The organism is Saccharothrix ecbatanensis (genome assembly GCF_014205015.1).
Classification (GTDB): domain Bacteria; phylum Actinomycetota; class Actinomycetes; order Mycobacteriales; family Pseudonocardiaceae; genus Actinosynnema; species Actinosynnema ecbatanense.
The window spans coordinates 9,539,196-9,553,410 of record NZ_JACHMO010000001.1 but is presented as its reverse complement, the minus strand read 5'-3'; the positions used below and the strand labels follow the sequence as shown (position 1 = coordinate 9,553,410).

Annotated in this window: 18 protein-coding genes; 3 read left to right on the top strand and 15 right to left on the bottom strand. The window is 68.3% G+C overall.

Annotated features, from left to right (window positions below; genetic code table 11):
• Positions 1-130: 130 nt before the first annotated feature.
• From F4560_RS42790 to F4560_RS45295, 11 genes are all read right to left on the bottom strand, one after another.
• The gene (locus F4560_RS42790) at positions 131-559 is read right to left on the bottom strand and encodes a hypothetical protein (RefSeq protein ID WP_184928708.1); all 429 of its coding nucleotides are present in this window, start codon (positions 557-559) and stop codon (positions 131-133) included.
• A 47-nt stretch (positions 560-606) separates the two neighbouring features.
• Entirely contained in the window at positions 607-996 is a 390-nt protein-coding gene (locus F4560_RS42785) for a hypothetical protein (protein WP_312869822.1), read from the bottom strand.
• A 101-nt stretch (positions 997-1,097) separates the two neighbouring features.
• Positions 1,098-1,505, bottom strand: a complete 408-nt coding sequence (locus F4560_RS42780) for a TadE/TadG family type IV pilus assembly protein (RefSeq protein ID WP_312869821.1) — start codon at positions 1,503-1,505, stop codon at positions 1,098-1,100.
• A 122-nt stretch (positions 1,506-1,627) separates the two neighbouring features.
• Positions 1,628-2,080 (bottom strand): TadE/TadG family type IV pilus assembly protein, encoded by a 453-nt coding sequence (locus F4560_RS42775; RefSeq protein WP_376775406.1) that lies wholly within the window; start codon positions 2,078-2,080, stop codon positions 1,628-1,630.
• A gap of 5 nt (positions 2,081-2,085) precedes the next feature.
• Positions 2,086-2,274 carry a hypothetical protein gene (locus F4560_RS42770; protein WP_184928705.1) on the bottom strand — a complete coding sequence of 63 codons (189 nt, stop codon included), beginning with the start codon at positions 2,272-2,274 and terminating at the stop codon, positions 2,086-2,088.
• 47 nt (positions 2,275-2,321) lie between these two features.
• Positions 2,322-3,215 carry a type II secretion system F family protein gene (locus tag F4560_RS42765; RefSeq protein ID WP_184928704.1) on the bottom strand — a complete coding sequence of 298 codons (894 nt, stop codon included), beginning with the start codon at positions 3,213-3,215 and terminating at the stop codon, positions 2,322-2,324.
• Between the two features lie 6 nt (positions 3,216-3,221).
• Positions 3,222-4,163: a type II secretion system F family protein gene (locus F4560_RS42760; protein ID WP_376775404.1), complete on the bottom strand. Its 942-nt coding sequence runs from the start codon at positions 4,161-4,163 to the stop codon at positions 3,222-3,224.
• Positions 4,151-5,488, bottom strand: a complete 1,338-nt coding sequence (locus F4560_RS42755; protein ID WP_376775440.1) for a TadA family conjugal transfer-associated ATPase — start codon at positions 5,486-5,488, stop codon at positions 4,151-4,153. The genes F4560_RS42760 and F4560_RS42755 overlap by 13 nt, the downstream gene beginning before the upstream one ends.
• Before the next feature lie 149 nt (positions 5,489-5,637).
• Positions 5,638-6,504, bottom strand: coding sequence for a MinD/ParA family ATP-binding protein (locus tag F4560_RS42750; RefSeq protein WP_312869820.1), 867 nt, complete (start codon positions 6,502-6,504; stop codon positions 5,638-5,640).
• Between the two features lie 38 nt (positions 6,505-6,542).
• Positions 6,543-7,253, bottom strand: a complete 711-nt coding sequence (locus F4560_RS42745) for a hypothetical protein (protein ID WP_184928701.1) — start codon at positions 7,251-7,253, stop codon at positions 6,543-6,545.
• A gap of 119 nt (positions 7,254-7,372) precedes the next feature.
• Positions 7,373-7,534, bottom strand: a complete 162-nt coding sequence (locus F4560_RS45295; protein WP_246477958.1) for a hypothetical protein — start codon at positions 7,532-7,534, stop codon at positions 7,373-7,375.
• Between the two features lie 94 nt (positions 7,535-7,628).
• On the opposite strand from F4560_RS45295, the gene F4560_RS45290 reads away from it, so the two are divergent.
• Positions 7,629-7,877 (top strand): hypothetical protein, encoded by a 249-nt coding sequence (locus F4560_RS45290; RefSeq protein WP_246477957.1) that lies wholly within the window; start codon positions 7,629-7,631, stop codon positions 7,875-7,877.
• A 502-nt stretch (positions 7,878-8,379) separates the two neighbouring features.
• Here F4560_RS45290 and F4560_RS42735 read toward each other — a convergent pair.
• On the bottom strand, positions 8,380-8,955 hold the full coding sequence (locus F4560_RS42735; RefSeq protein ID WP_246477956.1) for a hypothetical protein: 576 nt from the start codon (positions 8,953-8,955) through the stop codon (positions 8,380-8,382).
• Between the two features lie 311 nt (positions 8,956-9,266).
• Here F4560_RS42735 and F4560_RS42730 point away from each other — a divergent pair, with 311 nt between their 5' ends.
• Together F4560_RS42730 and F4560_RS42725 are read left to right on the top strand one after the other, a co-directional pair.
• Positions 9,267-9,857 carry a prepilin peptidase gene (locus F4560_RS42730; protein ID WP_312869819.1) on the top strand — a complete coding sequence of 197 codons (591 nt, stop codon included), beginning with the start codon at positions 9,267-9,269 and terminating at the stop codon, positions 9,855-9,857.
• A gap of 1,050 nt (positions 9,858-10,907) precedes the next feature.
• Entirely contained in the window at positions 10,908-11,390 is a 483-nt protein-coding gene (locus F4560_RS42725) for a hypothetical protein (protein WP_312869818.1), read from the top strand.
• A 144-nt stretch (positions 11,391-11,534) separates the two neighbouring features.
• On the opposite strand, the gene F4560_RS42720 is transcribed toward F4560_RS42725, so the two are convergent.
• The 3 genes from F4560_RS42720 to F4560_RS42710 all read right to left on the bottom strand — a co-directional run bounded on the left by F4560_RS42720 (position 11,535) and on the right by F4560_RS42710 (position 14,209).
• A complete protein-coding gene (locus F4560_RS42720; RefSeq protein ID WP_184928698.1) occupies positions 11,535-12,419 on the bottom strand; it encodes a phosphotransferase enzyme family protein in 885 nt (294 codons plus the stop codon).
• A gap of 19 nt (positions 12,420-12,438) precedes the next feature.
• Positions 12,439-13,761: a helix-turn-helix domain-containing protein gene (locus F4560_RS42715; RefSeq protein ID WP_312869817.1), complete on the bottom strand. Its 1,323-nt coding sequence runs from the start codon at positions 13,759-13,761 to the stop codon at positions 12,439-12,441.
• Between the two features lie 88 nt (positions 13,762-13,849).
• Positions 13,850-14,209 (bottom strand): hypothetical protein, encoded by a 360-nt coding sequence (locus F4560_RS42710; RefSeq protein ID WP_184928697.1) that lies wholly within the window; start codon positions 14,207-14,209, stop codon positions 13,850-13,852.
• Positions 14,210-14,215 lie beyond the last annotated feature (6 nt).

Below are 14,215 nucleotides of genomic sequence, written 5' to 3'. Positions count from 1 at the left end.
AGGATGCGGTGGTGCCGTCATGACGTGCTCGTTTCCTTGGCAGTACAGGAACTCCATGCAGGACGCCGTGCGCAGCTTCGGCTAACCGGCGTCGTGCCGGCGGCCGAGCCCGGCGGGAAGGCGGACACGGTCAGCTCGCCTGCGCGGCCAGAGGCTCGGGCGTGTTCTGCGATCCGGCTGCGGCCGTGCCTTCGCGCGGAGCAGGTGCTTGGCCGGGCGTCGACGTCTTCGGTCCCGGACTGCTGCGCACGTCGATCCGCGCGCTGGAGGTGCTGGTGGTCTTCTTGCGTTTGCCGCGGCCGGTTTTGCGGCCGGCGAGCCAGGCGGTGAGGTCTGCGGGCTTGAGGTCGGTGAACTCGGCCAGCTCGTCGACGTCGATGACGTCCTGGGCCTCGGCGAGCACGTCGCCGAGGTGGCGCTCGACGTCCGCGAGTTGTTCGAGGATGGCGGCACGGCGCTGGGCCAGTTCACCGACCTGCTGCGCGGCGGCGGCCCGCCGCGCGCTGCGGGTGGTGTCGGCCTGCTCGACGCGCCGGCGGATCTCCTCAGGCGTTGCCATGCTGATTCCTCCTCCGAGTCCCTATTCACGGTGAATAGGCGGTGGGGTCATGGATCGATCGTGATCACCCCTCGCTGCGGACGGGCACTGCCTTGGCCATGAACCTGAAGCGGGCCGATGCCGACCAATCCGAGCAATTGGGTGTGCTGGGTAGCGGTCACGGTGACCGTGACGGTGTCGCCGGAGACGGTCACCGTGCCGGTGGCGCCCTCGGCGGCCAAGTGCGCTTGCGCGTTGGCAACAGCCTGCGCGGGCACCAGATGCACGGTGCCGTTTCCGCGGTAGGCGGTCAGGTCGATGGCTTGGGCTCCGGCGCGTGCGGCAGCCTCGGCCTGGCCGCCGGCCCGCACTTTCGCGGCCAACGCGAGGCCACCGTCGAGGGTGAGCCCGGCCAGGGCGAGGATGCCTGTGGTGAGCACGACGACGAACGCGGTCACGCCGCCCTCGTCGGCACGCCACCATCCCATTCGGGTGCGCCACCACGCCTTCCACCGGTTCGCTGCGAACCGAGTCGGCCGGACGTGACGGGCTCGGCGGGTCATGTCCGACTCCCGGTGTTCACCGTCGAGCGCCAGAGGTCCACGGGTTCGACCGAGGTGGCCGACAGGGTCTTGCCGCCGGGTACGCCGAGGATGAGGGCGTCGCCGAAGTCCACGTCGCAGGACACGGTCACGCTGACCGTGCCGCCGGGTCGTAGGCCGCCGGTTGCGGTGTTCACCGACAGGGCAGCGCACGTCACGCCCGCCGAGGACAGTGCACTCGCGGCGGTCGACCGGGCGGCGGCGCTCGCCGCCGCCGGGCTGCGTTCGATGCTCGCGGCACGGGCGGCCTGATGGGCGGCGTCGTCTATACGGATGCGGGCGTCGACACCTCGGTGGACGACCACGCCGACGAAGACGAGCAGCATGACCAGGAACGGGGTGACGATGGCGACTTCGGCGGTCACGGAGCCGCTGTCGGCACACCACCAGGTCGCCCACGCCCGCCGGTCCGGGCACATGCGGCCATGGCGTCGTCGTGGAGGCGTGCGGGACGATTGTCGCGCTGTCGTCTGCGGTGTCATGGCCGTCACCCGTCTGCCAGGTCGGGGACGAAGCGTTCGACGGGCCCGACGGCCTCGGCGTGCACGGGCAGGCTCAGGAACGGCACCACCGACGTGGCGGTCCCTCTGATCCGCACCGACGCCGAGTCCGCCCCGCGGTCGGAGGTGACAGCGGATCCGGCGAGAGGGCCGCCCGCAAGTTGGTCGAGGAGTTGACGCGCGCTGGACGTGCCGGCCGCAGCGCTCCCATTCTGAGCCCGCGCGGCGGCCAAACCCTGCGAGGCGGCAGCCTGGGCGATGTGCGTGGCGTGCGACCAGAGCGCGAACTGCACGATCGCCAGCAGCATCAGCAACAGCAGCGGTGTGGCGATGACCAGTTCCACGCTGACCGAGCCTCGCTCGCCACGCAGCACGTCGCAGACTCGGTGCCGCCATCCGGCACGGGCCGCTACGGAACGCCTGCTGTGCTTGTGGTTCACGGGAATCACAGGGTGATGCCGTTGGCCTTCTCGGTGACCTTGGCGATGACGATCGCGATCACCGCCAGGGCAGCGACCACGAGCAGTGCGGTCACCAGGACGGTTTCGGTCGAGTACCCGGCCTCCGGCTGGCGACGCAGTTCCTCCCACCGTGCTTGCACCACGGTCCACAATGCCTCCACTTGTGCGCGCATCGTGTTGTCCTCCCTTGTCGTCCACGTTCGGTTGCCCGCGCGGGATGTCACAGTCCATTGAGGACCTGTGTGAGCGCGGGATAGGCAATGAAGGCCAAGAACCCAAGGAACAGTGCCATCACCGGTAGCGACATGCGTTCGGTGGCTGCCTGGGCGTCGCCTTCGGCTTCGGTGATCTGGTGGGTGCGCAGTGCCCCGGCCTTGGCTGCCAGGCTGGTGCGGACTTTGGCGCCCTCGGTGCCTGCCAGGCTGACCGAGGCGGCGAGTTCGGCCAGCTCGGTCACGTCCAGTTCCTCGCCGAGCCGCCGCAGGATCGCCCAGGGAGTGGTACGCGTCAGCCGGGCGGTGTCCAGGGCGCGGCGGATCTGCTCGAAAGCCCATCCTCGGCCGATGTTCACCGAGTCGCCGAGGGCGCTGTCGACCCCTGCTCCCCCGACGAGGGTGATCCACACAAGGTCCAGGTAGGCCGAGAGCGCGTGGCGGAATCCTGTACGCAGCTTCGCGGCCTCGGCGTGGGCTTGCAGATCCGGCAGGACGAACCCGGCGCCCGCCAGGACGAGTCCGGCGATGATCGGGAACTCGAAGCCGGTTCCGAGTCCGGCCACGATGAGCACCACGGTCAGCAGGGCGGGTAGCAGCAGCCCGGCAACGGTGAGAGTGGCCTTCTCCGCCAGGTGAGTCGAGGTCGAGCGGCCGATGACCGCCAGGTCCTTGGCCAGACGCCTGCCGGGGAGTCCGAGCGCGCGCAGTGGGGTGACGGCGGGTCGGCCAAGCCGCGTGGCCCAGCCGTGGTCGTCGGTGGCGAGAATGGGTTCCGGAGGGGGCGGGGCGGTGGCATGGGCCAGGACCGCGCCGAGGGCCGGTCGTGGCGGGAACAGGTAGACCGCCAAGGCCCACAGGCCGATCCCCGATCCGATGCCCAGGGTGATGTGGGTGATCACGGGCGTTCACTCCTGTCGTGCGGTGGCGACGACGACCCGGGCGGAGCCGGTAGTCGGGTCGAAGTCGGCGGCGGTTGAGAGGAAGCGGTCGGGCTGGGCTACGCGGGCGATCCGGTTGAGCCACGCGAACCCGGCGGCGAACAACGCTCCGATTCCCAGCAACACGATTTGGCCGCTCGCGCTGTCGTAGGCGCTCATGTAGTCGCGGTTGAGCAGCACCACGGCGACGGCGAAGACCAACGTGGTGCCGACGATGACCCGCACCGAGGTGCGGGTGCGGGCACGTCCGGCTTCCACGCGCATCCGCATCGAGGCTTGTCCACGGGCGGCGTCGGCCAGCGACCCCAGCAGTTCGGCGAGCTGGCGGGTCTGTTGTTCCGCGGCCAGCAACAGGGCGGCGATGACCAGGTCGCCGACCGGGTCGTCCAGGCGTTCGCCGAGGCGGCGCAGCGCAGGTGCCAGGCGGTCGCCGTTCTCGATGCCGGTGGCGAGTTCACCGACCTCGCCGCGGATGGCTGTCGGCGCCAGCGGGGCGGTGGCGAGGATGGCCTGTTCGAGCCCGGCGGCGGCCGACAGAGTGTCCCTGAGCATTTCGGTCCAGGTGGCGATGGCCTCGATCCGCCCGACACGGCGGGCGTGGTCAGGGTCGCGGCCCAGCACCCGCGGCAGCGCCCAGGCCGCGAGGCCGGCCAGGACGGCGCCGACGACCCAGCCGGTGAGCAGGCCGGTCACCACGCCGGCCGTCACGGCGAGCGCGATGCGCAAGGTGCGGTGCTGGTCGACCGGGCCCGTCGCGCGGCTCCGGGTCCGGCGAGAACGGCGTGGGTCGGTACCGCGCCAGCCGAGAGTGACCAGCAGCAGGCCTAGTCCAGTGCCGACGCCGAGCAGAGCGGCAGCTCCGGTGGTTGGGCCGAGCGTGATGTCCAGGGCGAGGATCACGGGGCCCACCAGCCCTCGGGGTTCTCCAGCACGCCGGGGTCGAAGCCGACGTCGACCAGGTCGTCGAGGGTGTCGGTACGAAGCGCCCCGGCCACCGGACGAGCGCGTCGGTCGGGTCCGGGGCGGTAGACCTCGTTGGAGATCACCTGCGGGCCGTCAGCGCCCACGACCTCGCGGATCGAGGACACCACGCGGGTGCGACGGTCTTCGGCACGAGCCAGGTGGACCACGAAATGCACCGCGCTGGCGACGAGCAGGTTGGTGGCATCCAGCGGCAGCCGTTCGACGCCTTGCGCCGCGTACGACGCGAGGCGGGTGAACGCGATCCGGGAGCTACTGGCGTGGAGGGTGGCCATCGAGCCGTCGTTGCCCTGCGACATCGCGTTGCACATCGGAATGACCTCGGGCCCGCGGATCTCACCGACGATGACCCGGTCCGGGCTCATCCGCAGGCCCCACCGCACGAGTTCGGCCTGGCTGATCGCCCCCTCGCCTTCCACATTGGGTTCGCGGGCCTGGAAGGCGGTTACATCGGCATGGATGTCCGGGTCGTGATCCAAGCCCAACTCGAAGGCGTCCTCGATGGTGACGATGCGCTCCAGCGGGTCCATCTCCGAGGCCAGCCCACGCAGCAGGGTGGTCTTTCCCGCCCCGGTGCCACCGGTGATCAGGACGTTCTTGCGGGCCTTGACCAGCGCCCGCACGAACTGCTCCAGACCGGGGTCGAGGGTTCCTCGGCGACGCAACTCCGGGAGGGTGACGGTGAGGTAGCCGTGGCGGCGGATCGACAACGCCGTCACACCGCCCGCGGTCAGGCCCATCACGGCGAACAACCGCTCCCCGCCTGGAAGCTGGAGGTTGAGGGCCGGCGAGCCCTGGTCGAACCGGCGCTCCTGGCTGCTCGCGCGGGCGGCGAGCAGCCGAATCAGATCGGTCAGCTCCTCGTTCGAGCCCGCGATCGGCAAGACCCGGGCGCGGCGGCCGTCGTTGTACTGGACGAACACCCGGTCGAACCGGTTGGCGTTGATCGTCTCCACGGTCGGGTCGTCCAGCAGAGGCTGGAGTCCGGCCATGCCGAACAGCTCGTTGACGACCTCGGCCATGACCCGCTGCTCGGCCTCACGGGGCAGCAGCTGCCGGCCCGCGGCCAGTTCGTTCTCGGTGTGCGCGCGCAGCGCCTCGTCGAGGATCCCGCGCGCCAGTTCACGACGCGCCTCGCGGGTGGCGGTCGTTCCGGTGCGGTCTTGCTGGTCGGCCACTCGTTGCGGAAGTTCGGCGTTCAACCGCTTCCTCAGGTGCTGCCGCAGTCGGGTGGCGCCCGCTGGGAGGTCCATCGCGTCGTCGTCGGTGTCCCAGCCCATCGGTGGCATGCCCGCGCCAGGACCGGGCGCGGCCTGGTCATGGCCGCTGAACGCAGCCGGGCCGTGAGGCTGTTGGTAGGGGCGCAGCGGCACCGGCGTCGGGTAGTGGTCGGTCGAGTTCGTCATGATGCCTGCCCTCCCTGCCGGTCGTGATGGTCGAAGCCGGGGTCCGGTGCGAGGCGCAGACCGTCGGGCCAGACCGAGCCAGCCGGGACACCGGGAACAGAGCCCAAAGCCGGACCGGGTGTCAGGGGTGGAGCGGGCTGGGGCCGGCTCCGAACCGGGATCGGCGGGCCCTCACGGGTGGCGAGTTCGGTGGCGACCTTGTGCGCGAAGCGGCCCAGCGCCGAGTGCTCGGGTCCACTGCGACCCCAACGCAACTTGTTCGGCCGTCCGCAGAGGACGGCCGCGCCGTTCGGGTCATCGGGCACCCGTCCCAGCGGTGGCGTGCCGAGTTCCCGTGCGACCTCGGCGGTGGAGTAGCCGTTACCGACCAGCAACAGCACGGGGTTCGGGCTCCAGCGGCCGACCGCGGGCAACCGGCGCGGCAGGTGCGCGAGGTCGTCGGCGTGAGCCCGCGACAACAGCACCACCACGTCGGACGAGCGCACGATCGCCAGCGCAGGCGAACCGGTGTCCACTCGTCCGCAGTCGGCGATGACCACCACCCCAGACTGATCAGCCGCCGCCCGCAGGACACCGAGCCCGCTCGTCGAGTCGGGCACCAACGCGGACAGCGCCGCGCGAGCCTGCTCGGCGTCCGGCGGGGCAGCGATCACGGGCAGACCGCCGGGAAGCTGCTGGGCGTGCCGCCACACCAGGTCGGTTTCAGCACCACGGCGCGCGGCGGCGGCCAAGCTCACCAGACCTGGCGTCGAGGACAGGGAGAACCGCAGGCCGAGGTCACCACCGGACGGATCGGCCTCGACCACCAGGGCACGCGCCGGGGCCGGCCAGCGAGCCGCCAGCGCCACGGCCAGCGTCGTCACGCCCGGTGAGCCTTTCAAAGACAAGACCGAGACCAACATCAGCGACCTCCCGAAGCGAGCATCACGATCGACAACTGCCCGGCAGGCACCGCGGCAACCTGGCGCGCGGAGGCCTCGGTGAGCTGCACCGAGACCACGGTGGTCTGGTCGTTCGCCGCAGCGGTCACGCTGGTCACCACCGCAGGCCAGACCGTCCCGCCATCGGATGGCGGGCTGCTCGCGGTCCCCGCCTGACCGGGCACGAACACCACCGAGACCCGCACGCCCGGTCCGACCTCCGTCGGGAACTGTCCAGCCTTGAGCGCCAGAGCGGCGATTGCCTGCCCGCTCGTCGGAACAGCGGCGCCACCGACGGCGTCGGGGGTGAGCAGCGCCCCGGCAGACAGGCTGGTGGCCATCGGCCTGCCGACCACGGTGACCGCCTGGTCGGCTCCCACCACCGCGACGCCGGGGTCGACCGCGACGTTGACCTGCCGTAGGTCCTGCATGGTGAGCACGTGTCCCGTCACCACGCCGCGGGCCAGCGCGAGCACAGCCTGCCGGTCCCCGGAGTTGAGAGAAACCAGGACGAATCCGCCCACGCAGGCGAGCACGAGCAGTACGCCGAGCAGTAGGTACGGCACGCTGCGACGGCGCCCCGTGGTGCGCAGTCGTGAAGCAGGCGGCTTCTTGCCGTTGTTGATCCAAGGGCTCTCAGCCGTGCCGGTGAGCCGGTCGGTGTCGGGCCAGGTCGTGGTGTTGGTGCTCACGCCGGTACCTCCAAATGGCATGGGGGTAGTGCGCCGCGTCGCCGAAGGGTGATCAACGCGCGGAACAGGTGGGTATGGCTGTTTGCGGTGAGGGATCGTTCAGAGTCAGCGCGTGCTGGTCAGCCGCCGCCGTTGTTGAGCGCCTGCGACTCAGCAACGCGGAAGGCCGCGTCGCCCGTCGTGGTCATGTCCGGGAACGTCCCGCCTTGCCCCGCACCGGACCAGGTGACCGTCCAGTGCACGGTCGCCGTCACCGGGTACGCCTGCCCCGGTTGACTCACCGAGGAACGGCGGTAGATGTGACCGCAGTCCGGCGAGGGCGCCTTGGGATCGGTGCTCGTCTGGTACGGGGATCCGGCGCCGGTACAGGTGACAGTGGACCCGTCACCCATCGACCACGTCACCGAGGTCGGCGTCGCGACCGCCGTCACCGACACACCCGGCACCGAGGCCGTTGCCGACACCGGCGCCCAACCGCTCGACAACCACATCCAGGTCGGCAAGTTCACCAACTGGTCACCGACCGGGTTCGCCGCGATCCTCGGCGAGGGCAACCGGAGCTGCTTGCGCGCCATCTGCGCAAGCTCCGCAGGCGAGGGCAACAAGGACGCACCCGGCTGCTGACCGGCGGGAATCCACACCGGCGGCCGGTAGAGCCCGTCCATGATGCCCTCGGTGCACTTCCACACGTACCAAGCCCCAGGCTCCTGCCCAGGCTGCCCCGCCCGCACACGGGCCACCACCGAACGGAACGCCGCAGCTTGAACAACACCACCAGTCGCTGTGGTGTTGCTCGCAGCGGTGATCACACCGCCGGCCGGCGGCTGGTAGTCACTCTCCACATAGGAGCAACTCGCGAGATTCGACTCACCGCCGACGATGGTGTCGCCGGGGTTGCCGGGCTTCCCGGTGTCCGGGTTGCCGGTTTCAGACCGGTTGGGGATGGCGTTGCCCTGCCCTGGGTTACCGCCAGGCCGTTCGTTGGTGCCCGCACCGAGTTCACACGCCGGTGTGGGAACTTGGCTGCAATTGATACTTCCCCATCCGCCGTCCGCGAGGGCCGAAGCCGCTGTTCCGAGCAGGCTCGCGGCGACGATTCCAGTGATCGTCACGAAGCGACGCATGATCAACACGTCCCCACGCCATGTACCCCGAAATCCGACACCTTCCACGATCCGTCCGCTTGCTTCTCAACGACGGCGTTGATCTTTTGGCGGCCTCCCGGGTTGTTGTCGGCGACTTGGTTGCCGTCAGCTCGGTACTTCAGCCACGCCGTCGAGTCGCCGCAGTCGGACACAATGATCTTCTTCGGATCACCGACGGGTTCTACTGAGGACACCATCGGATGCAGGGCCGGCTGCCCCTTGGTGACCAAGCCGTTGGAGTGGTCGGCGTACAGGCCGCGGCTGAGGTTCGTCAGTGCAACGCCGGTTGCGTGCTGTCCGAGCTTCGGCGACTGCCAATCGGAGGTCGTGCCTGCATCGACGAAGTCCTTCCACATACCCAAGTAGGCCGCCAACGCGTCCTGTTTGACCGTCTCATCGGGAGATTGGGGCGCGCTGGGGCTTCCTGCCGCCGAGAGATTCGGGGTGCCAGAACTCGAACCAACGGTGCTGCCCGCGCTGCACGCCGCGAGAACCACGAGGTTCACCACCCCGATGACCGCGCGACCGCCCCAGGAGCGAAGGATCCCGATTGCCACAGCGCACCTCCAGACTTCCGTAACGATCTTCTTGTTCTCGTGCCTATGACACGTCTACACCACAGTCCCGTACCGACTGCAAAGTTCGTAAGCGCAGACTTTGCGGTCAGAATGACGCTATCCGGTCAACATTCAGCCGATTGGGTGATTCGCGTAACCCTCTGCAAGTTCGGCCGGGTATGAGTTGAGGATGGAATCCCGCCGCCTTTCGGGAACGAAGCCATGTTGATGTTGCCACGAGCAGTGATATGCGGTGAAGTCGAATGACGCCCGGGACACTGATCATCTGTTGGGCTGGGATGGGCGCTGCCGTGGGTGGCTTGCTGGCCCTCTGGGCTCGAAGTTTGCTGCGGATCTCACAGTTCAGCCCACGAGCGTGGGGCGCATCGGCGGCGTTAACAGCGATCTTGTTCGCCGTGCTGGCATGGCGCCTCGGCATCGGGTTCGACCTACTGGCCTACAGCTACTTGGCTGCCGTTTCCGTGCCGCTCTCGATGGTGGACCTGGCGGAGCAGCGTCTGCCCAGCGTGGTCGTTCTGCCCAGCTACCTCGTTCTCGGTGCGACCTTTGCGATAGAGGCCAACCGAAGCTCCAACCACGTGGCCTTGGTGCGGGCTCTGGTCGCAATGGCCGTGCTCGCTGCGGCATACCTTGTACTCGCCCTCGGGCTCGGCGGGCTCGGCGCCGGTGATGTGAAGTTCGCCGGCCTGCTCGGTCTGGCCCTCGGGTGGCTGAGCTGGGGAGCCGTGCTGGCAGGAACGTCGGCCGGTTGGCTTCTTGCGGTGGTTGTGCGCGTCGTGTTGAGGCTCGCTCGACGGGTCGACCCTGATGAGCCATTGCCGCTCGGTCCCTACCTCGCGGTCGGGGCCCTGATGACCATCGCAGCAGGACCTCCAGCTTGACTCCCCAACCTGGCACCAATCCAGTCGGGCGCCCAACCCATATGTGACATCACGTCGATCCCATTCCTGCACGTCACAATGACTGCCGCTGCCCGGACGCCACATTGCCGCCATGCAACCGCTCTGGTTCATTCCGCGCGGGGGACGTTAGCTGTGGGGGCGGGTTTTCGATGACCCAGATCGGGACTCGCTGACCACAGGAGCAGATGATGAGACTCTCCCAGCGATTCACGAATCCTACGGTTTCACGATACCCACGAACCAAGCTCGCTGTGCCACATCTCCTCGTGCGGCCGGTGGCGGCACGGAGTTGGATCACCGCGCGAAGCGGTGACGCACGATGAACGACCGCGGACCTTGGGCGGTGACGTGCCGCGATTTCGCCGGCCGCCCTCGGAGTCTGAAGGTCTTCGTGCGCGGCTCGGAGGTCGTTGTGGTGGCGCCCGCAGGTGAGGCTGCCGCACTCGACGATGCTGAGGCCGAGCAGTTCCGCTCCGTCTTCGCCACGGCCATGAGGGTGGCTGCCACGCCCGCGCCCGGTGGATCCCACCACTCCGGGGAGATCGGCACGGCGAGCACGGTGAAGCAGTACAGCGATGGCCTTCCCCCAGCCGTCGCTCCGCGCCCTGCTTCACCGCCATGTCGCGGCGGAACCACGACCCCGATACGTGGTTCCGCCGCGATGCCCGCACTGCGACGTGGGAACCCGTGATGCCGCCGGGCTCGGTCGTCACAGCAATCGCCGCCATGGTGCTGATGAGCTGCCTGCTGTACCTCGCTTTCAGACAGCGGCAGCGTCCCGACGAGCCCGGCGTCGGCAGGCACTGGCGCAAGCCGAACCAGCCTCCGTCACCGATATAGCGACATGCGCTGAAGACCGTCGGCACCCACGGCTTGGGCTTCATCCGAGAAAGCGAAACCACATGGGTGGGGTCGGAGCCCCGTTCCATCCCAGCGCCTTCGATGACGCGCCCTTGATCACGGCGGGGCCGGAGCATTCCTGTGGGACTCCGACTCCGCCGCACCAACTTCTCCAGAAGGAGCACGTCCGTGACCGCCTCCTCCACAACCGATACGGAACAGGGTGTACCGGCCGACGTCAGTGCGCTGTCCCGGTACTACACGGAACTCCTGTGCTGGCCGACCACCATCGACCCGTCAGTCGGCGAAGTCCGACTGCGTCTGGGCGACACGGTGGACGCACTGATCATGCGGGCTGGCTTCGGCGGTGAGGTCAACCACCAGCTCGTCCGGTCGATGCTGAGCGCGCCGATCATCGTCGTGCCCGGCAGGCCGGACGACTGGATCTTCCTGACCCAGCCGCGCACCCCGATGCGCGACTCCACCATCGCCCACTTGGTCTCGTTGCAGGTCGGGTGGAAGGAGACAGGGTCCACGATCGTGTTGCCCGCCTTCGGGCCTGCCGTCAGCGAGCTGCGATGGTTGGCGCAGCCCAACGCCGACTTGGAGTTGCCGTCGTGGGCTGCCGTGGTCGGTGCCGTCCGCCGCACCACCTCCATACGGGCGTGGTGATGATGTCCGTCTACCAGTTCGAGCACCGGCACCCGAGCACGCGACGGTGATTGGCTCCGCTGTCCAGTTCGCGTGGACGTGGTCGCGAGCGACGGAAACCGTTCCGCGACAACGATTGCGACGTCGCGGTGCTCGCTCGTAGCCTCAGAAGGCCGACCACGACCAAGGACGGGTGATCTCGCCGCGCAAACAGGCCACTCGGTGCCGAGCCTCGTCCGCTGCCTTCTCGTTGACGTCTGCCTTGCCCAGGACGAAAGCTGTCCAGCGGAGCTCCCTGATTGTCGCCAGCGTCCGGTAGCCGGACCAGGTCGTCATGTCGTAGCCGCCGTATGCAGACACGAAGGCCTGGTAGTCGGAGTGCTCGATCCGTGAAAAGTCCGTGTAGTCGACCGCCAGCGAGATCAGGTCCCATTCACGGGGCCCGATCCCAAGATGATCCAGGTCCAACAACACGGGGCGGCCTCGATCGGGGACGACGACGTTGCCCTGCCACGCATCGCCGTGGATGACGCACTGAGGCAGTCCTGGTGCCAGTGCGGTGTACTCGCCGCGCAGCCGTTCCAGGAGATCACGGAGCCATGTTCGGTCGACGCCTAGCAGTTCGGTTCCGCGGTGGATCGAATCGGCCAAGCCGTCGAATGGGTCGACCACGGGAAGCCGAGGCGAATCCGGCACGGCCAAGCTGTGCAGTTGGGCGAGCACTTTGCCCAGTTCGGAGGGGGTGGCGTACCGGTGCTCGGGAAGTTCCGTCCACCAGGTGACGGGACGATCATCGACAACTGTGGGCTGGTCGATGCCGGCGAGGGCTCGTACGACCGGGATACCGGCATCAGCCAACCAGCGCGATGCTCCGATCTGGCGCTCGGCGACTACACGAGACCCTGGAGGTCCAACGCGGGCAACCACACCACCAGGAATCCGGTAGATGACGTTCGTGCCGTCCCGGATCAGTTTGGCTTCCGTGGTTGGCAGGCCTGCTCTCAACCCTGCTGCGCTCAGTACGTCACGGACATCTCCTGCGTACGGCATGACGGTACCGGCGTCTACATCAGACATCGCTTGTGGCCGATGCCAGAAAGTGCGAGAGATCCGCGACCTCTGGGATCGACAGGTGCCGTTCAGTCGCGCGCGCCAGCTTGTGCAGTTCCTCGTCCATGCGACGCGAGTGCAGCACAGTTGCCTCGACGACTGCCTGGTGTCCTATCTGGAAGCCTTCCCTCGGGTCGCCGATGGTCATATGCAACGTGGCCAGCCGTGTGCGGGAGAACGCCCGAGAGCGCGGGTAGGCGTCGCTGTGCAAGCGGATCGCCGTTGCGAGGCGTTCAGCAGCCTCTCCAGGCCGTTTCTGAGCCACCGCAAGTGGAGTCAGTGCACGCGCGCTGCTGCCCGCGTGTTCGGCCTCGTCGTAGTACGAGAGCCAGGGCGGGTCAGTCGCCGCCTGGCGCTCGGCAAAGTGCATGTCCGCGCGGTCCACTTCGGCTCGTGCCTCGTCGTGACGGCCCAGAATAGCCAGCAACCGGGCGCGGATGATGCCGATCATGGCCCTCGCTGTGGCGGTCAGCCGGTCGGCCCGGACCTGGGCGAACTCGATCAACGACAGCGCTTCGTCCAGCTTGCCCACGTAGATGGCTTGACGAGCCATGTCCGCCAACGTCGCGGCGCGGAGTTCCCACGAGCCGCCTTGCTCGGCACACCACAGGCCGAAACGGAAGCAGCGCGCTGCGGCTTCGTGATCACCGACGTCGAAGGCCGAGAAAGCAACTACGCCGGCCAGGTTTCCGACCGCCTCGAACATCGCCGAGCGGACTGCGTCGGCGGCCTTCGTGTCCAGCAAGCGGCAGGCCCATCGCAGGTGTGCGACTCCTGCGTCACCGGCCATACCGCCGCCGTACAGGTTCTCGCTGGCCGCCAGCGTGCCCGTCATCCACTTCACCTGCTCGACCTCGTTACGGCCGATACGTCGCGGAGGCTGCACGTCCAAGGTCAACGGTCGGAGAAACTCGGCTGGGCTCGCGCCCACATCGACACGCGCGGTCGCGTCGTACGCCTCCATCACCAGGGAACCAGACGCCTGCCCTGTCGGACAGATCGCCGTAGTCGCGGGTGGTGTCGAAGGCATTTGGGCCGTGCTCTGTACTGGGTGGCTCGGCACGCCTTGAGCAGGCCGATGCCCGAGCAAGGTGTCCAATTCGTCGAGCGAGATGTCGAGCGCTTTCGCGATCTTGCGCCTACGCGACGGCATGGGGGTCAGGGTGCCCCGCTCCCACCTGCCCACCGTGGAGAACTCCACACCGACGGCCGCTGCGAGTCCTTCCTGAGTGAACCCCATCGCCTCACGACGGGCCACGAACGCTTCACGCCTGCTGCCCACGTCCCCCAACCCCACTCACTCTATCGACGGACTTTCAGTGTTGAACCACGATTGCTCTGTGAATCAAGCTGTTCCAGTGGTGCGCCGGCTAGATGTCTCGTTCGATGCGCTCGAAGATGTCGGCGTCCGTTGCCTTCTGCCAGTCGGGGAGCTCGTCCCAGTCGGCGACGTAGGACGGCTTCGGTTCGGGGAAGTGCTTGAAGATCTGGCCGATCCAGCACAGGGCAACGAACCTGCTCTTCTGATCGCGGCTGAGTTTGGTCGCGGCGCCGTCGGTCGCCTTGAGGAAGGTGCAGACCTGGTCGTACACGGCGGTCGCGGCGTCGCGCTCCCATGCCGGGGTGTCGGCCCATGGGGTGATGTAGCCCGGCTTGGGCTCGCCGGGGAAGTGTTCGGTGACGCCGGCGATCCACGCTTCGCGGAACACGCGGCCTCGTTCGTCGTGCACTTGTTC

What these genes read in the sequence shown, in the direction of transcription:
- F4560_RS42790 (WP_184928708.1), bottom strand. Translation starts at nt 559, where the DNA reads ATGGCAACGCCTGAGGAGATCCGCCGGCGCGTCGAGCAGGCCGACACC.
- F4560_RS42770 (WP_184928705.1), bottom strand. Translation starts at nt 2,274, where the DNA reads ATGCGCGCACAAGTGGAGGCATTGTGGACCGTGGTGCAAGCACGGTGG.
- F4560_RS42755 (WP_376775440.1), bottom strand. Translation starts at nt 5,488, where the DNA reads ATGGACCTCCCAGCGGGCGCCACCCGACTGCGGCAGCACCTGAGGAAG.
- F4560_RS42720 (WP_184928698.1), bottom strand. Translation starts at nt 12,419, where the DNA reads ATGCCGTACGCAGGAGATGTCCGTGACGTACTGAGCGCAGCAGGGTTG.